Origin of the sequence: Clostridium ihumii AP5 (genome assembly GCF_000612845.1) — a bacterium.
GTDB classification, from domain to species: domain Bacteria; phylum Bacillota; class Clostridia; order Clostridiales; family Clostridiaceae; genus Clostridium_J; species Clostridium_J ihumii.
In genome coordinates this window covers 12,706-29,315 of sequence record NZ_CCAT010000012.1, presented here as the reverse complement: position 1 = coordinate 29,315, position 16,610 = coordinate 12,706, and the positions used below count along the sequence as shown (strand labels likewise).

General features: G+C 27.8%; 14 protein-coding genes and 2 riboswitches. All 14 genes read left to right on the top strand.

What is annotated here, in order from left to right:
- Positions 1-89: 89 nt before the first annotated feature.
- Positions 90-1,040 carry an AAA family ATPase gene (locus BN346_RS03000; protein WP_034439204.1) on the top strand — a complete coding sequence of 317 codons (951 nt, stop codon included), beginning with the start codon at positions 90-92 and terminating at the stop codon, positions 1,038-1,040.
- Positions 1,033-2,190, top strand: coding sequence for a DUF58 domain-containing protein (locus tag BN346_RS02995; RefSeq protein ID WP_034439203.1), 1,158 nt, complete (start codon positions 1,033-1,035; stop codon positions 2,188-2,190). The genes BN346_RS03000 and BN346_RS02995 overlap by 8 nt, the downstream gene beginning before the upstream one ends.
- A gap of 15 nt (positions 2,191-2,205) precedes the next feature.
- The gene (locus BN346_RS02990) at positions 2,206-4,581 is read left to right on the top strand and encodes a transglutaminase domain-containing protein (protein ID WP_034439202.1); all 2,376 of its coding nucleotides are present in this window, start codon (positions 2,206-2,208) and stop codon (positions 4,579-4,581) included.
- Positions 4,582-4,657: 76 nt separating this feature from the next.
- Positions 4,658-5,479: a Cof-type HAD-IIB family hydrolase gene (locus BN346_RS02985; protein ID WP_034439201.1), complete on the top strand. Its 822-nt coding sequence runs from the start codon at positions 4,658-4,660 to the stop codon at positions 5,477-5,479.
- Positions 5,480-5,812: 333 nt separating this feature from the next.
- On the top strand, positions 5,813-6,280 hold the full coding sequence (gene trmL / locus BN346_RS02980) for a tRNA (uridine(34)/cytosine(34)/5-carboxymethylaminomethyluridine(34)-2'-O)-methyltransferase TrmL (RefSeq protein ID WP_034439200.1): 468 nt from the start codon (positions 5,813-5,815) through the stop codon (positions 6,278-6,280).
- A 19-nt stretch (positions 6,281-6,299) separates the two neighbouring features.
- Entirely contained in the window at positions 6,300-7,151 is an 852-nt protein-coding gene (locus tag BN346_RS02975) for a DegV family protein (RefSeq protein WP_034439199.1), read from the top strand.
- Positions 7,152-8,198: 1,047 nt separating this feature from the next.
- Positions 8,199-8,328: riboswitch (glycine riboswitch) on the top strand.
- Between the two features lie 3 nt (positions 8,329-8,331).
- Positions 8,332-8,384: riboswitch (glycine riboswitch) on the top strand.
- A gap of 68 nt (positions 8,385-8,452) precedes the next feature.
- Entirely contained in the window at positions 8,453-8,833 is a 381-nt protein-coding gene (locus BN346_RS02970) for a GrdX family protein (protein WP_101541667.1), read from the top strand.
- A 13-nt stretch (positions 8,834-8,846) separates the two neighbouring features.
- Entirely contained in the window at positions 8,847-9,773 is a 927-nt protein-coding gene (gene trxB / locus BN346_RS02965; protein WP_034439197.1) for a thioredoxin-disulfide reductase, read from the top strand.
- A gap of 51 nt (positions 9,774-9,824) precedes the next feature.
- Positions 9,825-10,166, top strand: a complete 342-nt coding sequence (locus BN346_RS02960; RefSeq protein WP_034439195.1) for a thioredoxin family protein — start codon at positions 9,825-9,827, stop codon at positions 10,164-10,166.
- Between the two features lie 117 nt (positions 10,167-10,283).
- Complete coding sequence (locus BN346_RS02955) at positions 10,284-11,570, top strand: glycine/sarcosine/betaine reductase component B subunit (RefSeq protein WP_034439194.1); 1,287 nt, start codon at positions 10,284-10,286, stop codon at positions 11,568-11,570.
- Positions 11,571-11,640: 70 nt separating this feature from the next.
- Entirely contained in the window at positions 11,641-12,108 is a 468-nt protein-coding gene (gene grdA / locus BN346_RS02945) for a glycine/sarcosine/betaine reductase complex selenoprotein A (RefSeq protein WP_081770900.1), read from the top strand.
- Between the two features lie 111 nt (positions 12,109-12,219).
- On the top strand, positions 12,220-13,524 hold the full coding sequence (grdB, locus tag BN346_RS02940; RefSeq protein ID WP_081770899.1) for a glycine reductase complex selenoprotein B: 1,305 nt from the start codon (positions 12,220-12,222) through the stop codon (positions 13,522-13,524).
- Positions 13,525-13,748: 224 nt separating this feature from the next.
- Positions 13,749-15,287, top strand: coding sequence for a glycine/sarcosine/betaine reductase complex component C subunit beta (gene grdC / locus BN346_RS02930; RefSeq protein WP_034439181.1), 1,539 nt, complete (start codon positions 13,749-13,751; stop codon positions 15,285-15,287).
- 64 nt (positions 15,288-15,351) lie between these two features.
- Complete coding sequence (grdD, locus tag BN346_RS02925; RefSeq protein ID WP_034439179.1) at positions 15,352-16,515, top strand: glycine/sarcosine/betaine reductase complex component C subunit alpha; 1,164 nt, start codon at positions 15,352-15,354, stop codon at positions 16,513-16,515.
- The last annotated feature ends 95 nt before the right edge of the window (positions 16,516-16,610 follow it).

The following is a 16,610-nucleotide window of genomic DNA, read 5'->3' as shown; positions in this document are numbered from 1 at the left end:
AAGATAATAAAAACAAATGTTTTTATTATCTTTTTTTTTTATACAATATGATAAAATTACAATAAATGGGTAAAAAAGGGGGATTACTTATGAATGATCAAAACCACTTAATAAAAGAAATTAATGAAAATGTAAGCAAAGTTATATTTGGAAAAGAAAAAGAAATTTTAAATATAATAAAAGGTGTAATTGCAGGTGGGCATATACTTATAGAGGACATACCAGGTGTAGGGAAAACAATGATTATAAAAGCATTAACTAAAACATTGGGATTATCTTATAGTAGAGTTCAATGTACACCAGATTTGTTACCTTCAGATATAATAGGGGTATCCATATATAATAATAAATTAGAAAAATTTGAATTCAAAAAGGGTTCAGTTTTTTCCAATGTACTTTTAGCAGATGAAATAAATAGAACCACACCTAAAACACAATCAGCATTATTAGAGGCCATGGAGGAAAATCAAGTTTCAGAAAGTGGGACAACTTATGAATTGGATAAACCATTTATAGTTATGGCAACACAGAATCCAATTGAGTATGAAGGTACATTTCAATTGCCAGAAGCACAATTGGATAGATTTATGATAAAAGTCAATATAGGTTATCCAAGTAGTGACTATGAATTTAACATATTAAAAGAATACAGAGAATTCTCACCAATTGATAAAATACAAAGTATATCAACTAAAGAAGAAATATTAGAACTTCAGAATAAAGTAAAAAAAGTAAAAATAAATGATGACTTAATAAAGTACATTATTAGAATAGTGGAAGCAACTAGAAACAATAAAGCATTAGCTTTAGGGGCAAGTGTAAGAGCATCATTGGCATTCCAAAAAATATCTCAAGCCACTGCATTTATAAAGGGGAGAGATTATGTTATTCCAGAAGATATAAAAGAAAATGCAAAGATAGTATTATGTCATAGAATTATATTAACACCTAAAAGTAAAGCGGAAAGATTAACAGAAGCAAATGTAGTTGATGATATATTGAAAATAATACCTGTTCCTAAGGTGAAACAAAATGATTAAGTTCAAATTAATATATATTTTTATGTTAATAGTATCTTTTATATATGCAAAGTTATCAGGTGGAAACTTTCCATACTATATTTTTTATATATTATTTTTAGTAGGAATTGTAGAAGTTATATATTTTTATATATGTACAAAATATGTATATTGTAACTTTAGAATATTAAAAAAAAGTTTTATAGTAGGAGATAATGAAGAAATTAAATTGATAGTTAAAAATGATAGTTTTATACCATTACCATATGTTAAAGTTAAAAGTTCCTTTTTTGAACATATGTGCAATGATTATAAAGGAAATGGATTTTATTTAAAACAAGATGGCAGTTACTTTGTGAGAAAACAAATTAGATTTATAAGAAGAGGAGTATATGGTTTAGGAAAAACAGATATAACAATTAATGATATTTTCAATATTAGTACAATAAGCATTAAGGGTGAACATGATGAAAATATAATGGTTTATCCCAAAATATATGAGTTAGATGAAATAGATAAAAGTTATAGTAATATGTTAGAAGAAGTTATAGTTAAAAAAAAGTTTTTAAATAATAATAGTGATGTAAGAGATGTTAGAGAATATACAAATGGGGATAGCATAAAGAAAATTCATTGGAAGATAAGTGCTAAAGAAAATAAATTATATGTAAAAAATTATGAAAAATTATCAGGGGGAGATACCAATATTTTCCTTAACATGGAAAGTTTAGAAAAAATAAAAGATTATACTGCAAAAGAAGAAGAGCTAATGATAGATTTTACATTATCCTTTTTAAATCAAATATTAAAAAGAGAAATAAAAAGTAATATATATATAAATAATGATTATGAAAAGGTATTTAAAATAGAAAATCATGAAGATTTTCAAATTCTGGGAGAGTATTTCCTAAGAAATTATAGTAATAGTAATGAAAGTTTTTCAAAATTTATATTAAAGAAAATTAAAAATTTAAATAATTCATCAGATGTTGTAATAATAACTTTAACATTAATGAAAGAGGATATAAATAACATAATTTATTTAAGAAATATAGGATATAATTTAAAAATATTTTATTATGATAAAAATATTTATGAAAGTCAAATATTAAATGAATTAAAAGATATGAATATAGAAATTTATGAATTTAATAAGATAATTAAATTTTAAAAGCAGGTGTAGATCTTGAAAAAGTATATTTTAAATAATGATTATAAAGAGCAATTTAAAAATAAAATAGTGACTATAATTTTAGTATTTTTAAATATAATAGTTCCCTTAGAGATTATCATTAAAGCATACAATGTGGAAAAAATTAGTTACAATTATAGTATTATATTTTCTAGTATTTTTAAATGGGTTATGTTAGCATTTTTTGTATATTTTTTAAACGAAATTGCAAAAAAAATTAAATGTAAATTAGGTATAATTTTAGCTATGCTAATAGCAGGTGCAATATATAGTTATAGAAACTATGAAGTTGTAATAGCTTTTATAACAAATGAAATAGTTAAAAAAACACCTAGGCTTTTCAACTTGATTTATAAAAATAAACCTATAGATTATATTGAATACAAAATAGTAATAGCAATATTTATAGTTGGTATAGTGTTAATATTATTATATTTAACAAATAAAATTAAAAAAATAATATTAGTTTTAAGTTTTTCTTTTATAATAGCATTTTGGTATCTATATACTAAAACAGTTATAATGTATTTAGATTTATATTTTTTCTTCTTTATTATATCCATATGTTTGATCAATTATATGGATATGGCTAAGAAATATAAAAAGGAAAAAATAGATATAAATTTAAGTATAAAAAATACTATGATTTTTACTACTGTAATATCAGTTGTGATGATATATTCAATATCAACATTACCTAAAGAATATGAAGCAATAAATACTGATATATATATTAGTAAAGTTAAAAATAAATTTGGAGTTAATAATATTGAAAATATCAAGGAAAATGCATTAAATGGAACATATAGTATAAAAAGTTCGGGATACACAAATTCAGATAAAGAGCTAGGTGGGCCGATACAGTTAAAAAATGATGATGTATTTAATGTGGATACGGATATTCCTTGCTATTTAAAGGGCAATATAAAATACACTTATGATGGAAAGCGATGGTTAAAATCAAAGAATATAGATGAATTAATTAGTATAAATGAAAATAAACAGTATGAAAATAATAGTTTGAACAAAGGTGATTATTTATCAGATTATAAGAATATCAAAAACATTAAAATATCACATAATAATAGTTTCAAAACAAATACTTTTTTTGTTCCAGAAAAAGCTATAAATATATTAGGAGCTACTGGAGATGTTTATCATAGCGAAGGTGACACTTATTTAAGTAATGAAAATATAAAAAAGCAATATACAATTATGTATAATGTACCAGAAAATATAAGAAATACAATAAAAACAGAGGGGTATGAAGGCTTATATAGTTATATAAAAAACAATAATAAAGGAAATGCATATAACTTTATAACAAGAAAGAGTAGTGATGAAGAAATAATTGCTTATGATGAAAAAGATGAAAATAAGATTAGATGTAATGCAATTGTACTAAGAGATTACGAAAAATATCTTCAGTTGCCAATTATTTTATCAGAAAATGTTTATGAGTTAGTAAATGATATTACACAATTTGAAAATACAACTATTGGAAAAGCTACTGCCATAAGTAAGTATTTAAAAAACAATTATCCGTATAGTTTAGATGTTTCCAAAATTCCAGAAGATGATGAATTCCTAAATTATTTTTTATTTAAAGAAAAAAAAGGGTATTGTACGTATTTTGCAACGGCTACATCAGTGATGTGTAGAATAGCGGGAATACCTTCAAGATATGTAGAAGGATTTAAAATTTCAAAAGATAAAAAAGATGGTATTGATCATTATACTGTTACAAATGGAGAAGCACATGCATGGTGTGAGATTTTAATAAACCCAGAAAAGGATATATGGATTCCACTAGATCCATCACCAACGCCGACTGAATGGAAAAAGGAAAATAAAATAGAAGAAGAAAAAAAGGAAGAAAGTAAGTACGAAGAAAACAATATTATATCACCAAGAAAAAATCATCAAAATATTAACCAATTTGAAGAAGATGATGATGACAGTTATTTTTATAATTTAAATTATGAGAAAATCTTTAAAAGAGTATCAATTATATTTACAATAGTTTTATATATAATAATCAAAGTGGTTTTATATTATGTAAGAAAAAATAAGATGTTAAAATCAGATAGTATAATACCGTTATATAATTATTATATAAATAGATTAGAAACATTAGGAATAACTAAAAATAGAAGTTCAACTGATTTGGAATTTTTAGATGAAATAAGGAATTCAGAACTTAAGAAAAGGCTTAAAGAATTAATAGAGCTAAGTTACAAAGAATATTATGGCCAAATAAACATAGGTAATATTGATAAAAAAAGTTATATAATATTTATAGAAAACTATGTAAGACAAAGACAGTCAATATTTAAGTATTTAATGAAAAAGTATTTAGTGACTTTATAATTATAGAAAATATTAAAAAGTGTTAAAAATGGCATTGATATTTTTCAATGCCATTTTTGTGAAGTTGGAGGTAAATATGAAATATAAATTAATATGCACAGATATGGATGGAACTTTATTAAATAATGAAAAAAAGGTAAGTAAAGCAACTTTAGAAAGTATAAAAAAAGCACATGAGAAAGGTGTTAAAATAGCTATAACAACTGGAAGAATTTTCGTTTCAGCTAAATATTACGGAGAACTTTTGAAAATACAAGCGCCAATAATAGCATCAAATGGTGCTTATATAAGAGAAGGTGACAATTTAATTTATAAATGTATATTAGGGATAGAAAATTGTAGAGAACTCTTAAAAATATTCAATTATTATGAGTTAGTACCACATTTTTATACAGCGGAAGGTATATTTGCAGGAAATTCGATGTATACATCTAAGTTTTATGAAAAGTCAAATAGGGTTGTTCCAGAACAATTTAAAATAAAAATAAAAACAGTAGAAAATTGGGAGGAAGTATTTGAAAATCATCAGATGGATATATTAAAAGCTGTAGCTATTGATGATGATATAAATAAAATAAAAAAAGCAAAAGAAGATATAAAAAAATTAGGAATGTATGAAGTTGTGAGTTCATTTAGTAATAACTTTGAAGTTATGAACAAAAATGTTTCAAAAGGAAGAGCAGCAAAAAGACTTACAGAGTATTACAACTTAAATAAATCAGAGGTCATTGCAATTGGTGATAATGAAAATGATATTTCAATGATAGAGTATGCTGGATTAGGTGTAGCTATGGAAAATGCTACTGATGAAACAAAAAAAATTGCGAATTACATAACAGATAGTAATGATAATGATGGAGTAAAAAAAATTATAGATAAATTTATATTAGAATATTAAATTAAGAAAGCAAAAAATAACAATAAATAATAAGATATATTTAACTTATTATTTATTATTTCAAGTATATAAAAATGATAATATAATTTAAAAAAATATATAAAATGACATAATGTGATTATATTGTAGTAGTGTTTATTACTAAAGTCATAATATACACTATAAAAAAATAATAAAATAACGTATAATATAAGTATTATAATTTAAAATTTATGTGAATTATAATTTTCAAGTTATTTTTATAAACAACTGTATGATATAATTAAATTTTGTTAAGTAGAAAATAAGTATTAAGTAAAATATAAAGTATGTATGAACTAGGGAGGAAAATATATGAATTTGAATATAGTACTATTTCAACCAGAAATTCCTCAAAACACAGGAAATATAGGTAGAACTTGTGTACTTACAAATTGTAAGCTACATCTTATAAAACCATTAGGATTTAGTTTGGATGAAAAAAGCTTAAAAAGAGCAGGATTAGATTATTGGCCACTATTAGATATAGAAATACATGAATCATATGAAGATTTAAGAGATAAGTATAAAGATGGTACATTTTATTTTTGCACAACTAAAGCAGTGAAAAATCATACTGAACCTCAATTTAAAGAGGCAGATTTCTTGGTGTTTGGAAGAGAATCTAGTGGATTGCCTAATTATATAAGAGAAGAAAATAAGGAAAATTTAATAAGAGTTCCAATGGTTGAAACTACAACTAGGTCTTTAAATTTATCTAATACAGTAGCAATTATAGCGTACGAAGCATTAAGGCAAATAAATTTTAAAGGGATGAAATAGACAGGAGGGTTTATTCTTAATGAAGGAAAAAGTGAAAATTATAACTGATAGTACTTGTGATATACCTGACCATATAATAAAAAAGTATGATATAGAAGTAATGCCTCAAATAATTAATATAGATGAACAGTGCTACTTAGATGGAGTTGAAATAAACTTTTCAAGTCTAATGGAAAAAATGGAGAATTGTAGTGAATTTCCTAAGACAGGACAAATAACGCCTCACAGATTTACTGAAATGTTTGATAAATATTTAAAAGAAGGATATAAAATAGTAGCTATACATATGTCTTCAAAAATGAGTGGAACATATCAATCTGCATTAATTGCAAAAGATTTAATTGAAACGAATGATGTGTATGTTATAGATTCAGAAGCTGTTTGCGGAGCTTTAGGTGTTTTAGTTTTAAAAGCTGCAATACTTAAAGAAAATGGTTGTCCTGCAGAAGAAATATATAATGAAGTATTAAAGGCAAAAAGTAAAGTGAGAAGCATGACTTGCTTTCAATCCTTAACAAATCTTGTGAAGGGTGGACGTCTTTCAAAAGCAGCAGGAGCTATAGGAAATTTATTAGGAATAAAATTAATTCTTACTATCAGAGACGGAGAAATGGTGGTAGAAGAAAAAATAAGAGGAAATAAAAAAGTGCAAAGATCTATAATGGAGTATTTGGAAAAGTATGAAATAGATAGTAGCACACCTGTTATAGTTATAGAATCAGGATTTAAAGAAGAAAATAAAAGCATATATGATAATGCTGAGGAATTATTAATTAATAACAATGCTGAAATTTTAGAAAGAACTCCTGGATGTGCAGTAGGTGTTCATTCTGGAGATAATGTATTTGCAATATTTTTTATAGAAAAATAGTAATATATAATAAAGAGGTAATGAAGAAAGTTAACTTTCTTTATTATCTTTTTTTCTTATACAAAATACATGTTAAGAAAGCAGTAAATACTAAAGACTAATATAAAACTTTAAAAATAATTTAACTTTATATAGGAAAGAGAAAATAAAAAAAATTAGCATACAATAATATATAGGGTTCCAAGTTCAAATTTAAAGTAATGTCTTTCTTAAATGATAGTACTAATCTTACAGTTTATTGCTATATTTATATTTGGAACCAGTTGACAATTGAAAATTGATAATTGACAGTTAGGGTTAATATTATTCATTTCATTCCTAATATTTAAAATGGAAATACATAAAAACTACGTTTTTATATTGTTTTCAACTAATTTGCTTCGCAAATTTAATAAAAGATCATTCTTTGAAATTGGAAATCCAATTTTCACCTTCACTGTCCACTGTCAATTGTCCATTGTCAATTTTAAAAAAATATAGATTAAAACTTAGAATTAAAATTCTCAACTGAAACATGAATAACTTAAAGTTTCAACTTGGATTCCTATATATAAAGAAATTTAAAGTTTGATTTTTTAGATTAAAAACAAATTTATATATAACTTATTAACAAAAAATGATTGGAACTTAAAGTATATTATATATAAAAGCATATAATATATTTAAAAAAAACAGTATTTAAGCAATTTATATCATAAATTTAAATTTTAAATAGTATATAATAATGAATATTTTAATTATTTAAAATTCTTAGTACGACATAAATAAGAAAAAAATGTATAAAAATAAATATAATTGAATATAGAAATAAGAAATGTTCAAAAAAATAGAGTATAATTTAAAGAATATTATAAATTTACTAAAAAATAAACAAAAATCGACAGGAAAATTCAAAAAATATTAATTATTTGAAATATTAAAATTGAGTATAGATATTTCAAATACAAAAAATTCGAAAAACTATAGAAATTTAAAAAACAATAATATATACTTAACTTGTAATTGAAATTTCCAATAGATTTAGAAAATTTAATAAAAATAGTATGGATGAAATATTCGAGAGATGATTCTACATAATAGCAATGTAAAGCTTTTTATAGTAGAATAGCCGAAGAAGCAAAAACATGTCTTGCCAGGTATGTTTGAAACTCTCAGGCAAAAGGATCGAAGATGGACATAACTCTGGAAAGCGCAAGCACCGAAGGAGTAAAACTCTCAGGTAAAAGGACAGGGCATAGGCAAAATTGTTTTATTAATAGTTTTGTGTATGCTTTTTTTATGCTTAGTTAGGAGGTAATTAGGTGATTGAACCATTATATATAATAACTAATAATCCATTGTCAGATGAACATTTTAAAAATAACTTTGAAGTTATATATTTAGAAAACGGAAATGCTATGGATGTATTAAGAAAAGTGAGAGACGAAATACATATAGGACATAAACTTTTAACGCATCCATTAATGAGTAGTGTAAAGCCTAATGAGACTCCATATAGAACAATATGTGTTTCAATAGAAAAAAATAAATCTATAGATTTACAGTCTTTAGATATAATAGAAAATTCTATACATACTACAGAAAAATTTTTGAAAGATTTCAATACTCCAAAATGGAGTGATAAAATATTAAAAGATTTTCAATTAATAGATTGTGATTTAATACATCATGCAATTGAATAGGGAGGGGAAAATCATGGAAAATAAAATTTATGATACCATTATTATAGGTGGAGGCCCAGCAGGATTAGGTGCAGCATTATATGCAGGAAGAGCTAAAATGAGTGCATTACTATTAGAAAGAGCTAAATTTGGAGGCCAAGCTGCTACAACTTCAGAAATTGAAAATTATCCAGGATCAATACAAGACGAAACAGCTCCACAAATAGCAAGAATGAAACAACAAGCTGAAAACTTTGGAACTGAAATAGTTAAAGATGAAATAGTTAAAGTTGAATTAGAAGGTGAAGTTAAAACTTTAACTGGAAAAAATGGTGAGTATAAAGCAAGAACAATTATAATAGCTACAGGTGCTAACCCAAGACTTGCAGGATTTAAAAACGAAGTAGAGTTAAGAGGAAAAGGAGTATCTTACTGTGCTACATGTGACGCTGATTTCTTTGAAGAATTAGATGTTGCTGTTGTAGGTGGTGGAGACTCAGCATTAGATGAAGCAATATATTTAACTAAATTTGCTGAAAAAGTTACTGTAATTCATAGAAGAGATGAATTTAGAGGAAATAAATCAGTACAAGAAAGAGTATTTGCAAATGATAAAATTGATATACTTTGGGATTCAGTAGTTGAGGAAGCAATAGATAACGATGGAATACTAGGTGGATTGAAAATTAAGAATGTTAAAACTAATGAGATATCAGATTTAGCAGTAGATGGATGCTTTGTATTTGTTGGATACAACCCAACTACAAAAGTATTTGAAGGAACTAGCTTAAAATTAAGTGATAGAGGCGAAATCATAACTGATGAAGATATGAGAACTAATATAGAAGGTGTTTTTGCGGCTGGAGATGTTAGAAAAAAATCTTTAAGACAAGTTATAACTGCAACTTCAGATGGTGCTATAGCAGCAACTCAAGCTGAACACTATATTGCTAATAAGTAAAATTAAAATTAATTTTAAATATATGAAGAAACATTTTGGGAGGGTATTAAAATGTTAGAAATAGGAAAAGACAACAAGGAAGTATTTGAAAGTGATGTTTTAGGTGAAACTGAAAAACCTGTATTTGTTGATTTTTGGGGAGACAAATGTGAAATATGTAAACAATTAATGCCATCAGTACACGAATTAGAAGCTAAATATGGCGATAAAATAAAATTCGTTAGCTTAAATATAAGTGGAGCAAGAAGACTTGCAATAGCACAAAAAGTTTTAGGTCTTCCAACAATGAAATTATACAAAGCTGGAGAATGTGTAGATACTTTAACTCCAGATAAAATATCTAATATTGCAGATGTAGAAAGCTTCATAAAAGCTTGCTATGAAACACTATAATTAATAAATAAAAAAATTTAAATGTGTTGCTTATAATATAGGCAGCTCAAGCTGCCTATATTAATAATAATAAACTATAAGTTAATAAACTTTATATATTTTTAGGAGGTGAATGTTTTGCGTCTAGAGATTGGAAAAATAATGATAAAAGATCTTCAATTCGGACCAGAAACAAAAGTTGAAAATGGAACTCTTTATGTTAATAAAGAAGAGCTTCTAAAAGAAATCGGTGGGGATGAAAAAATAGCAAGCATCGATTTTGATATTGCAAGACCAGGTGAAAGTGTAAGAATAATACCTGTTAAAGACGTAATTGAGCCAAGAGTTAAAGTTGAGGGCAATGGTGGTATATTCCCAGGTTTCGTAAACAAAGTTGATACAGTAGGATCAGGCAGAACACATGTATTAAAAGGAGCTGCAGTTGTTACAACTGGTAAAATTGTAGGATTCCAAGAAGGTATAGTAGATATGTGTGGAGAGGGAGCTAAATTTACTCCATTCTCAAAAACTAATAACTTAGTTATTATATGTGAACCAAAAGAGGGAGTAAAACAACACGAACATGAGGAAGCTGTTAGAACTATAGGATTTAAAGCAGCTACATACCTTGGAAAAGCTGGAATGAATGTTGAACCAGATGAAGTTAAAACATTCGAAACATTACCATTATTAGAACAAGTTAAACAATATCCAGAATTACCAAAGGTAATATATGTTTATATGTTACAAACTCAAGGACTATTACATGACACTTATGTTTATGGAGTAGATGCTAAGAAAATAATACCAACATTTATTTATCCAACAGAAGTATTTGATGGAGCAGTAGTAAGTGGTAACTGTGTATCAGCTTGCGATAAAAATCCAAGTTATGTTCACATGAATCATCCAATAATAGAAGATTTATATGAAAGACATGGAAAAGATATAAACTTCCTTGGTTGTGTAATAACTAATGAAAACGTATATCTTGCAGACAAAGAAAGATCTTCTAACATGACTGCTAAATTAGTAGAATTCTTAGGAGCTGAGGCAGTAATAATTTCAGAAGAAGGATTTGGTAATCCAGATGCTGATTTAGTTATGAACTGTAATAAAATATCTGCAAAAGGAATAAAAACTGTACTTGTAACTGATGAATATGCAGGACAAGATGGATGTTCTCAATCATTAGCAGACTCAACTCCAAAAGGAGATGCAGTTGTAACAGGCGGAAATGCTAATGAAGTTATAGTACTTCCTAAAATGGATAGAGTAATTGGACATGTTGATGCAGCAAATATAATTGCTGGAGGACACATGGGAAGTTTAAGAGAAGATGGAAGTATAGAAGCTGAAATCCAAGTTATAACAGGAGCTACAAGCGAAGTTGGATTTAACACTTTAACAGCTAAAGGTTTTTAAGTAAAAGAAATAAATTAGGTTTATAAATAAAACTATAACCAAAATACTATAAGCGAAAGGAAGATTAATTATGTTACAAGGAAAAAAAGTTGTTTGTATCGGTGATAGAGACGGAATACCAGGACCAGCTTTAGAAGCTTGCGTTAAATCAGCAGGAGGAGAAGTAGTATTTGCATCTACAGAGTGCTTTGTCTGAACAGCTGCAGGTGCAATGGATCTGGAGATCCAACAAAGAGTTAAAGATTTAGCAGAAAAATTCGGACCAGAAAATATGGTAGTAGTAATAGGTGGAGCAGAGGCTGAAGCATCAGGATTATCAGCAGAAACTGTTTCAGCTGGAGACCCTACTTTTGCAGGTCCTTTAGCAGGAGTTGAATTAGGATTATCAGTTTTCCACGTTGTTGAAGAAGAAATGAAAGCTGAATTTGATGATGCTGTTTATGATGAACAATGCGGAATGATGGAAATGGTTTTAGATGTTGATGAAATAGTAAGTGAAGTTAAATCAGTAAGAGACCAATTCTGTAAATACCTTTAATTTAAAATATATAAAGTAAAAATATAAAATACGGAAGAAATAGAAATTGTTTTTTGACCCTGAAAACATTTTAGATTTCACGGGTCAATGCCCAATGAAAGGGGGAAAACCATGATAAAAGTAGTTCATTATATAAATCAGTTTTACGCTGGAATAGGTGGAGAAGAAAAAGCTGATTATAAACCAGAAGTTCGTGAAGGATTTGTTGGACCAGGAATGGGTCTTAACGGATTATTAAAAAAAGAAGGAGCAGAAATAGTTGCAACTGTAATATGTGGTGACTCATATTTTGCTGAAAATACAGAAGAAGCTAAAAAAGAAATATTAGAAATGGTTAAAAAATACGAGCCAGATATGTTTATAGCTGGTCCAGCATTTAATGCAGGTAGATATGGAGTTGCTTGTGGTGACGTATCTACAGCAGTTAAAGAAAGTTTAAATATACCAGTTTTAACAGCGATGTATATAGAAAACCCAGGTGCTGATATGTACAAAAAATATGTTCATATAGTATCTACTAGAAATAGTGCTGTTGGTATGAGAGCTGCCCTTCCATCAATGGCTAAATTAGCTATAAAATTAGCTAAAGGTGAAGAGATTGGATCACCAGCTGAAGAAGGATATATTGAAAGAGGCGTAAGAAAAAATTTCTTCGCAACTGAAAGAGGTTCTAAGAGAGCAGTAGATATGCTTGTTAAAAAATTAAAAGGTGAAGAATTTGTAACAGAATTTAAAATGCCTAACTTTGATAGAGTAGAGCCAAATCCTCCAATAAAAGATATAACTAAAGCTAAAATTGCTATAGTTACATCTGGTGGTATAGTTCCAAAAGGAAATCCAGATCATATTGAATCATCAAGTGCATCAAAAATTGGTAAATATGATATAGAAGGTATAATGGATTTAACAAGTGAAACTCATGAAACAGCTCATGGTGGACACGATCCAGTATATGCAAATGAAGATCCAGATAGAGTAATACCAGTTGATGTATTAAGAGAAATGGAAAAAGAAGGTAAAATAGGTTCTTTACACAGATATTACTATTCAACAGTAGGTAATGGAACAGCTGTTGCTTCTACTAAGAAATATGGTGAATATGCAGCTAAAGAATTAATAGCTGATGGTGTAGATGCAGTTATATTAACTTCTACGTGAGGAACTTGTACACGTTGCGGAGCAACGCTAGTAAAAGAAATAGAAAGAGCTGGATTACCAGTAGTACACATGTGTACAATAACTCCAGTTTCTTTAACTGTTGGAGCTAATAGAATAGTACCAACAATAGCAATACCTCACCCACTAGGAAACCCTGCATTAAGCAAGGAAGATGAATATGCTTTAAGAAAACACTTAGTAGAAAAAGCATTAATAGCATTACAAACTCCAGTAGATGGACAAAAAATATTTGAATAAAATTGTAAAATTTTAATAATATAAAATAATTAGGGAACGAATCTGTTCCCTGATTATTTTAAAATTTCATAATAGTTAAATTATTAGATGATGTAAAATATGCAAGAAAAATTTAAAACAAGTAGCTTGTATATTTTAGATTATCTATCATGATTTAGATAATATTAATAAGAGTAAAAAATGTGAATTATATTCACTTGAGTATAAAGGGAGGTTTTAAAATCATGAATTTTCCAGTATTAAAAAAAGCAGCATATATATTAGTTAACACTCCAGATATGGTAATACATAATGGAACAACTCAAACAGCAGAAAGACAAACTAATCCGGGGTCAGAATATTTAAAAGCTTTAAAAGATCATTTAAGACCATATGAGGAAGTTGTAGCTTATGCACCAAACCAAACTTATATAGGAAACTTAACTCCAGATGAATTAAGTGAAATGCCAAGACCTTGGTTTGGAAAAAATGTTGAAAATGCAAATAGATTTGGTAAATTTGGAGAAGTTATGCCACAAGATGAATTCTATGGACTTATGAAAATATGTGACGTATTTGATTTAGTTATATTAGAAGAAAGTTTTGCAAATGAAACAAGAGAAAAATTAACTAAACATAAATTAATAGCTGACAAAGCTGAAAAAGTTGTTGGTGATGAAATTTCTAAAATTGAAGATTTAGTTAATAATGTAGGAGCAGAAGGTCTATATATAGATGGAAAATTAGTTGGATGTGTAAGAAGAGCTCACGAAATAGATCCAAACTTATCAGCTCACTATATGCTAGAAAACTTAGCAGTTAAGTCTTCTGGTGTTTTAGCAGGATTACATTTAGTTGATAACTTAGATGTACCTGTAGAAGAAATTGAATATATAATTGAATGTTCAGAAGAAGCTATAGGAGACATGAACCAAAGAGGTGGCGGAAATATAGCTAAATCAATAGGAGAAGTTGTTGGATTAACAGGAGCAACTGGAGCTGATATGAGAGGATTCTGTGCAGGACCATCACACTCATTAATTACAGCAGCATCACTTGTTAAAAGTGGAATATATAAAAATGTTTTAGTTATAGCTGGAGGAGCTACAGCTAAACTTGGAATGAATGGTAGAGATCATGTTAAAAAAGATATGCCAGTACTTGAAGATTGCTTAGGCGGATTTGCAGTATTAGTATCTCAAAATGATGGTGTTAGTCCAATATTAAGAACAGATGTAATTGGAAGACACACAATAGGACATGGTGCTTCACCACAAGCTGTATTAGAAGCATTAGTTCTTGATCCATTAACTAAAAATGGAATAAAAATAACAGATGTAGATAAATTTGCACCAGAAATGCAAACACCAGATATAACAGAACCAGCAGGAGCTGGAGATGTTCCAACACAAAACTATAAAATGATAGGAGCATTAGCTGTTAAAAAAGGACAATTAGAAAGAAAAGAATTACCAGGATTCGTAAAAGAACATGGATATCCAGGATTTGCACCAACTCAAGGACATATACCTTCAGGAGTGCCAGTAATAGGACATGGAATAGATCACATAAAGGAAGGAAAATTAAATAACTTTATGATAATAGGTAAAGGAAGTTTATTCTTAGGAAGAATGACTAATCTATTTGATGGTGTATCTATACTAGTTGAGAAAAATACAGGTGTTGTAGAAGAAAATGCAGGAATCAGTAAAGACGAAGTTAAATCAATGGTTGCAGATGCAATGAAAGACTTTGCTACATTCTTAGCAAAAGATATGGAATAATTAAATTTTTAAGTATAGTTCCTTTTAATATGGAGGAACTATACTTTAGAAAAGGGGTGTAAATATGAGCCAAAATTCAACTAAGGCAATGATTGCAGAAGTATTTAATGATATTGCTAATGGGATAAAAAGTGGTCAATTCAAAAAAAGAGCAAGAATTGGCTTAACTATATTAGGTTCAGAGCACGGTGTAGAAGAAATGGTTAAAGCAGCGGAGCTTTGCAAAAATAAATATGGTGATTTTGATATAGTTTTAATAGGAACAAAAGTAGATGGAGATTTTGAAGTAGTGGAAGTTGATTCTCCAGAAGCAGGTCATAAAAAAATGACTGAAATGCTAGAAAATGGAGAGTTAGATGGTTGTGTAACTCAACACTTTGATTTTCCAATAGGAGTGTCTACTATAGGTAGAGTTTTAACTCCAGGATTAGGTAAGGAAATGATATTAGCAACTACAACAGGAACTACATCAACTAACAGAGTTGAAGGAATGGTTAAAAATGCAATATCAGGAATTTCAGTAGCTAAAGCTAATGGAATAAAAAATCCTAAAGTTGGTATATTAAATTTAGATGGTGCTAGACAAGTAGAAAGAATATTAAATGAAGTTAAAGAAGCTGGATATGAATTTGAATTTGCAAGTTCACTAAGAGCTGATGGTGGAGCTGTTATGAGAGGAAACGATTTATTAGCAGGAACACCAGATGTTATGGTTTGTGATTCTTTAACAGGAAACTTACTTGTTAAAGTATTTTCTTCATTTACAACTGGTGGAAACTATGAAACAGTTGGGGCAGGATATGGCCCAGGTGTAGGAGAAAATTATGATAAACTTGTTAATATAGTTTCAAGGGCATCAGGAGCACCTTTAATAGCAGAAGCATTAAGATACTGTGCAACTTGTGCAGAAAATAAAGTTTTAGATATTGCAAGAAATGAGTTTAAAAAGGCGAATGAAAAAGGACTTCAAGAATTCATAGATAAAACTGCTAAGAAAGCAGTTAAGGTAGAAAGTGAAGAAGAAGTTAAAATTCCACCTAAAAAGGTTGTAACTGCATCAATCGCTGGAATAGATATATTAGAACTTGAAAATGCATGTAAAGCTTTATGGAAAGAAAACATTTATTCAGAAAGTGGAATGGGCTGTACAGGTCCTATAGTACTTGTATCTGAAGACGAACTTGATAAGGCAAAAGAAGTTTTGAAAAAAGCTGAATATTTAGCATAGATTTGACTGAGCATTTTGCTCAGTCAAAATTTACGTTAAACAATAAAAGATAAATACACATAAATGTATATTTAAAATGCATATATATATAGGAA

Excerpts from the sequence above, each read along its gene's own strand:
- BN346_RS03000 (WP_034439204.1), top strand. The coding sequence starts at position 90 with ATGAATGATCAAAACCACTTAATAAAAGAAATTAATGAAAATGTAAGC.
- BN346_RS02985 (WP_034439201.1), top strand. The coding sequence starts at position 4,658 with ATGAAATATAAATTAATATGCACAGATATGGATGGAACTTTATTAAAT.
- BN346_RS02975 (WP_034439199.1), top strand. The coding sequence starts at position 6,300 with ATGAAGGAAAAAGTGAAAATTATAACTGATAGTACTTGTGATATACCT.
- BN346_RS02995 (WP_034439203.1), top strand. The coding sequence starts at position 1,033 with ATGATTAAGTTCAAATTAATATATATTTTTATGTTAATAGTATCTTTT.
- grdC (WP_034439181.1), top strand. The coding sequence starts at position 13,749 with ATGAATTTTCCAGTATTAAAAAAAGCAGCATATATATTAGTTAACACT.
- trmL (WP_034439200.1), top strand. The coding sequence starts at position 5,813 with ATGAATTTGAATATAGTACTATTTCAACCAGAAATTCCTCAAAACACA.
- BN346_RS02960 (WP_034439195.1), top strand. The coding sequence starts at position 9,825 with ATGTTAGAAATAGGAAAAGACAACAAGGAAGTATTTGAAAGTGATGTT.
- trxB (WP_034439197.1), top strand. The coding sequence starts at position 8,847 with ATGGAAAATAAAATTTATGATACCATTATTATAGGTGGAGGCCCAGCA.
- grdD (WP_034439179.1), top strand. The coding sequence starts at position 15,352 with ATGAGCCAAAATTCAACTAAGGCAATGATTGCAGAAGTATTTAATGAT.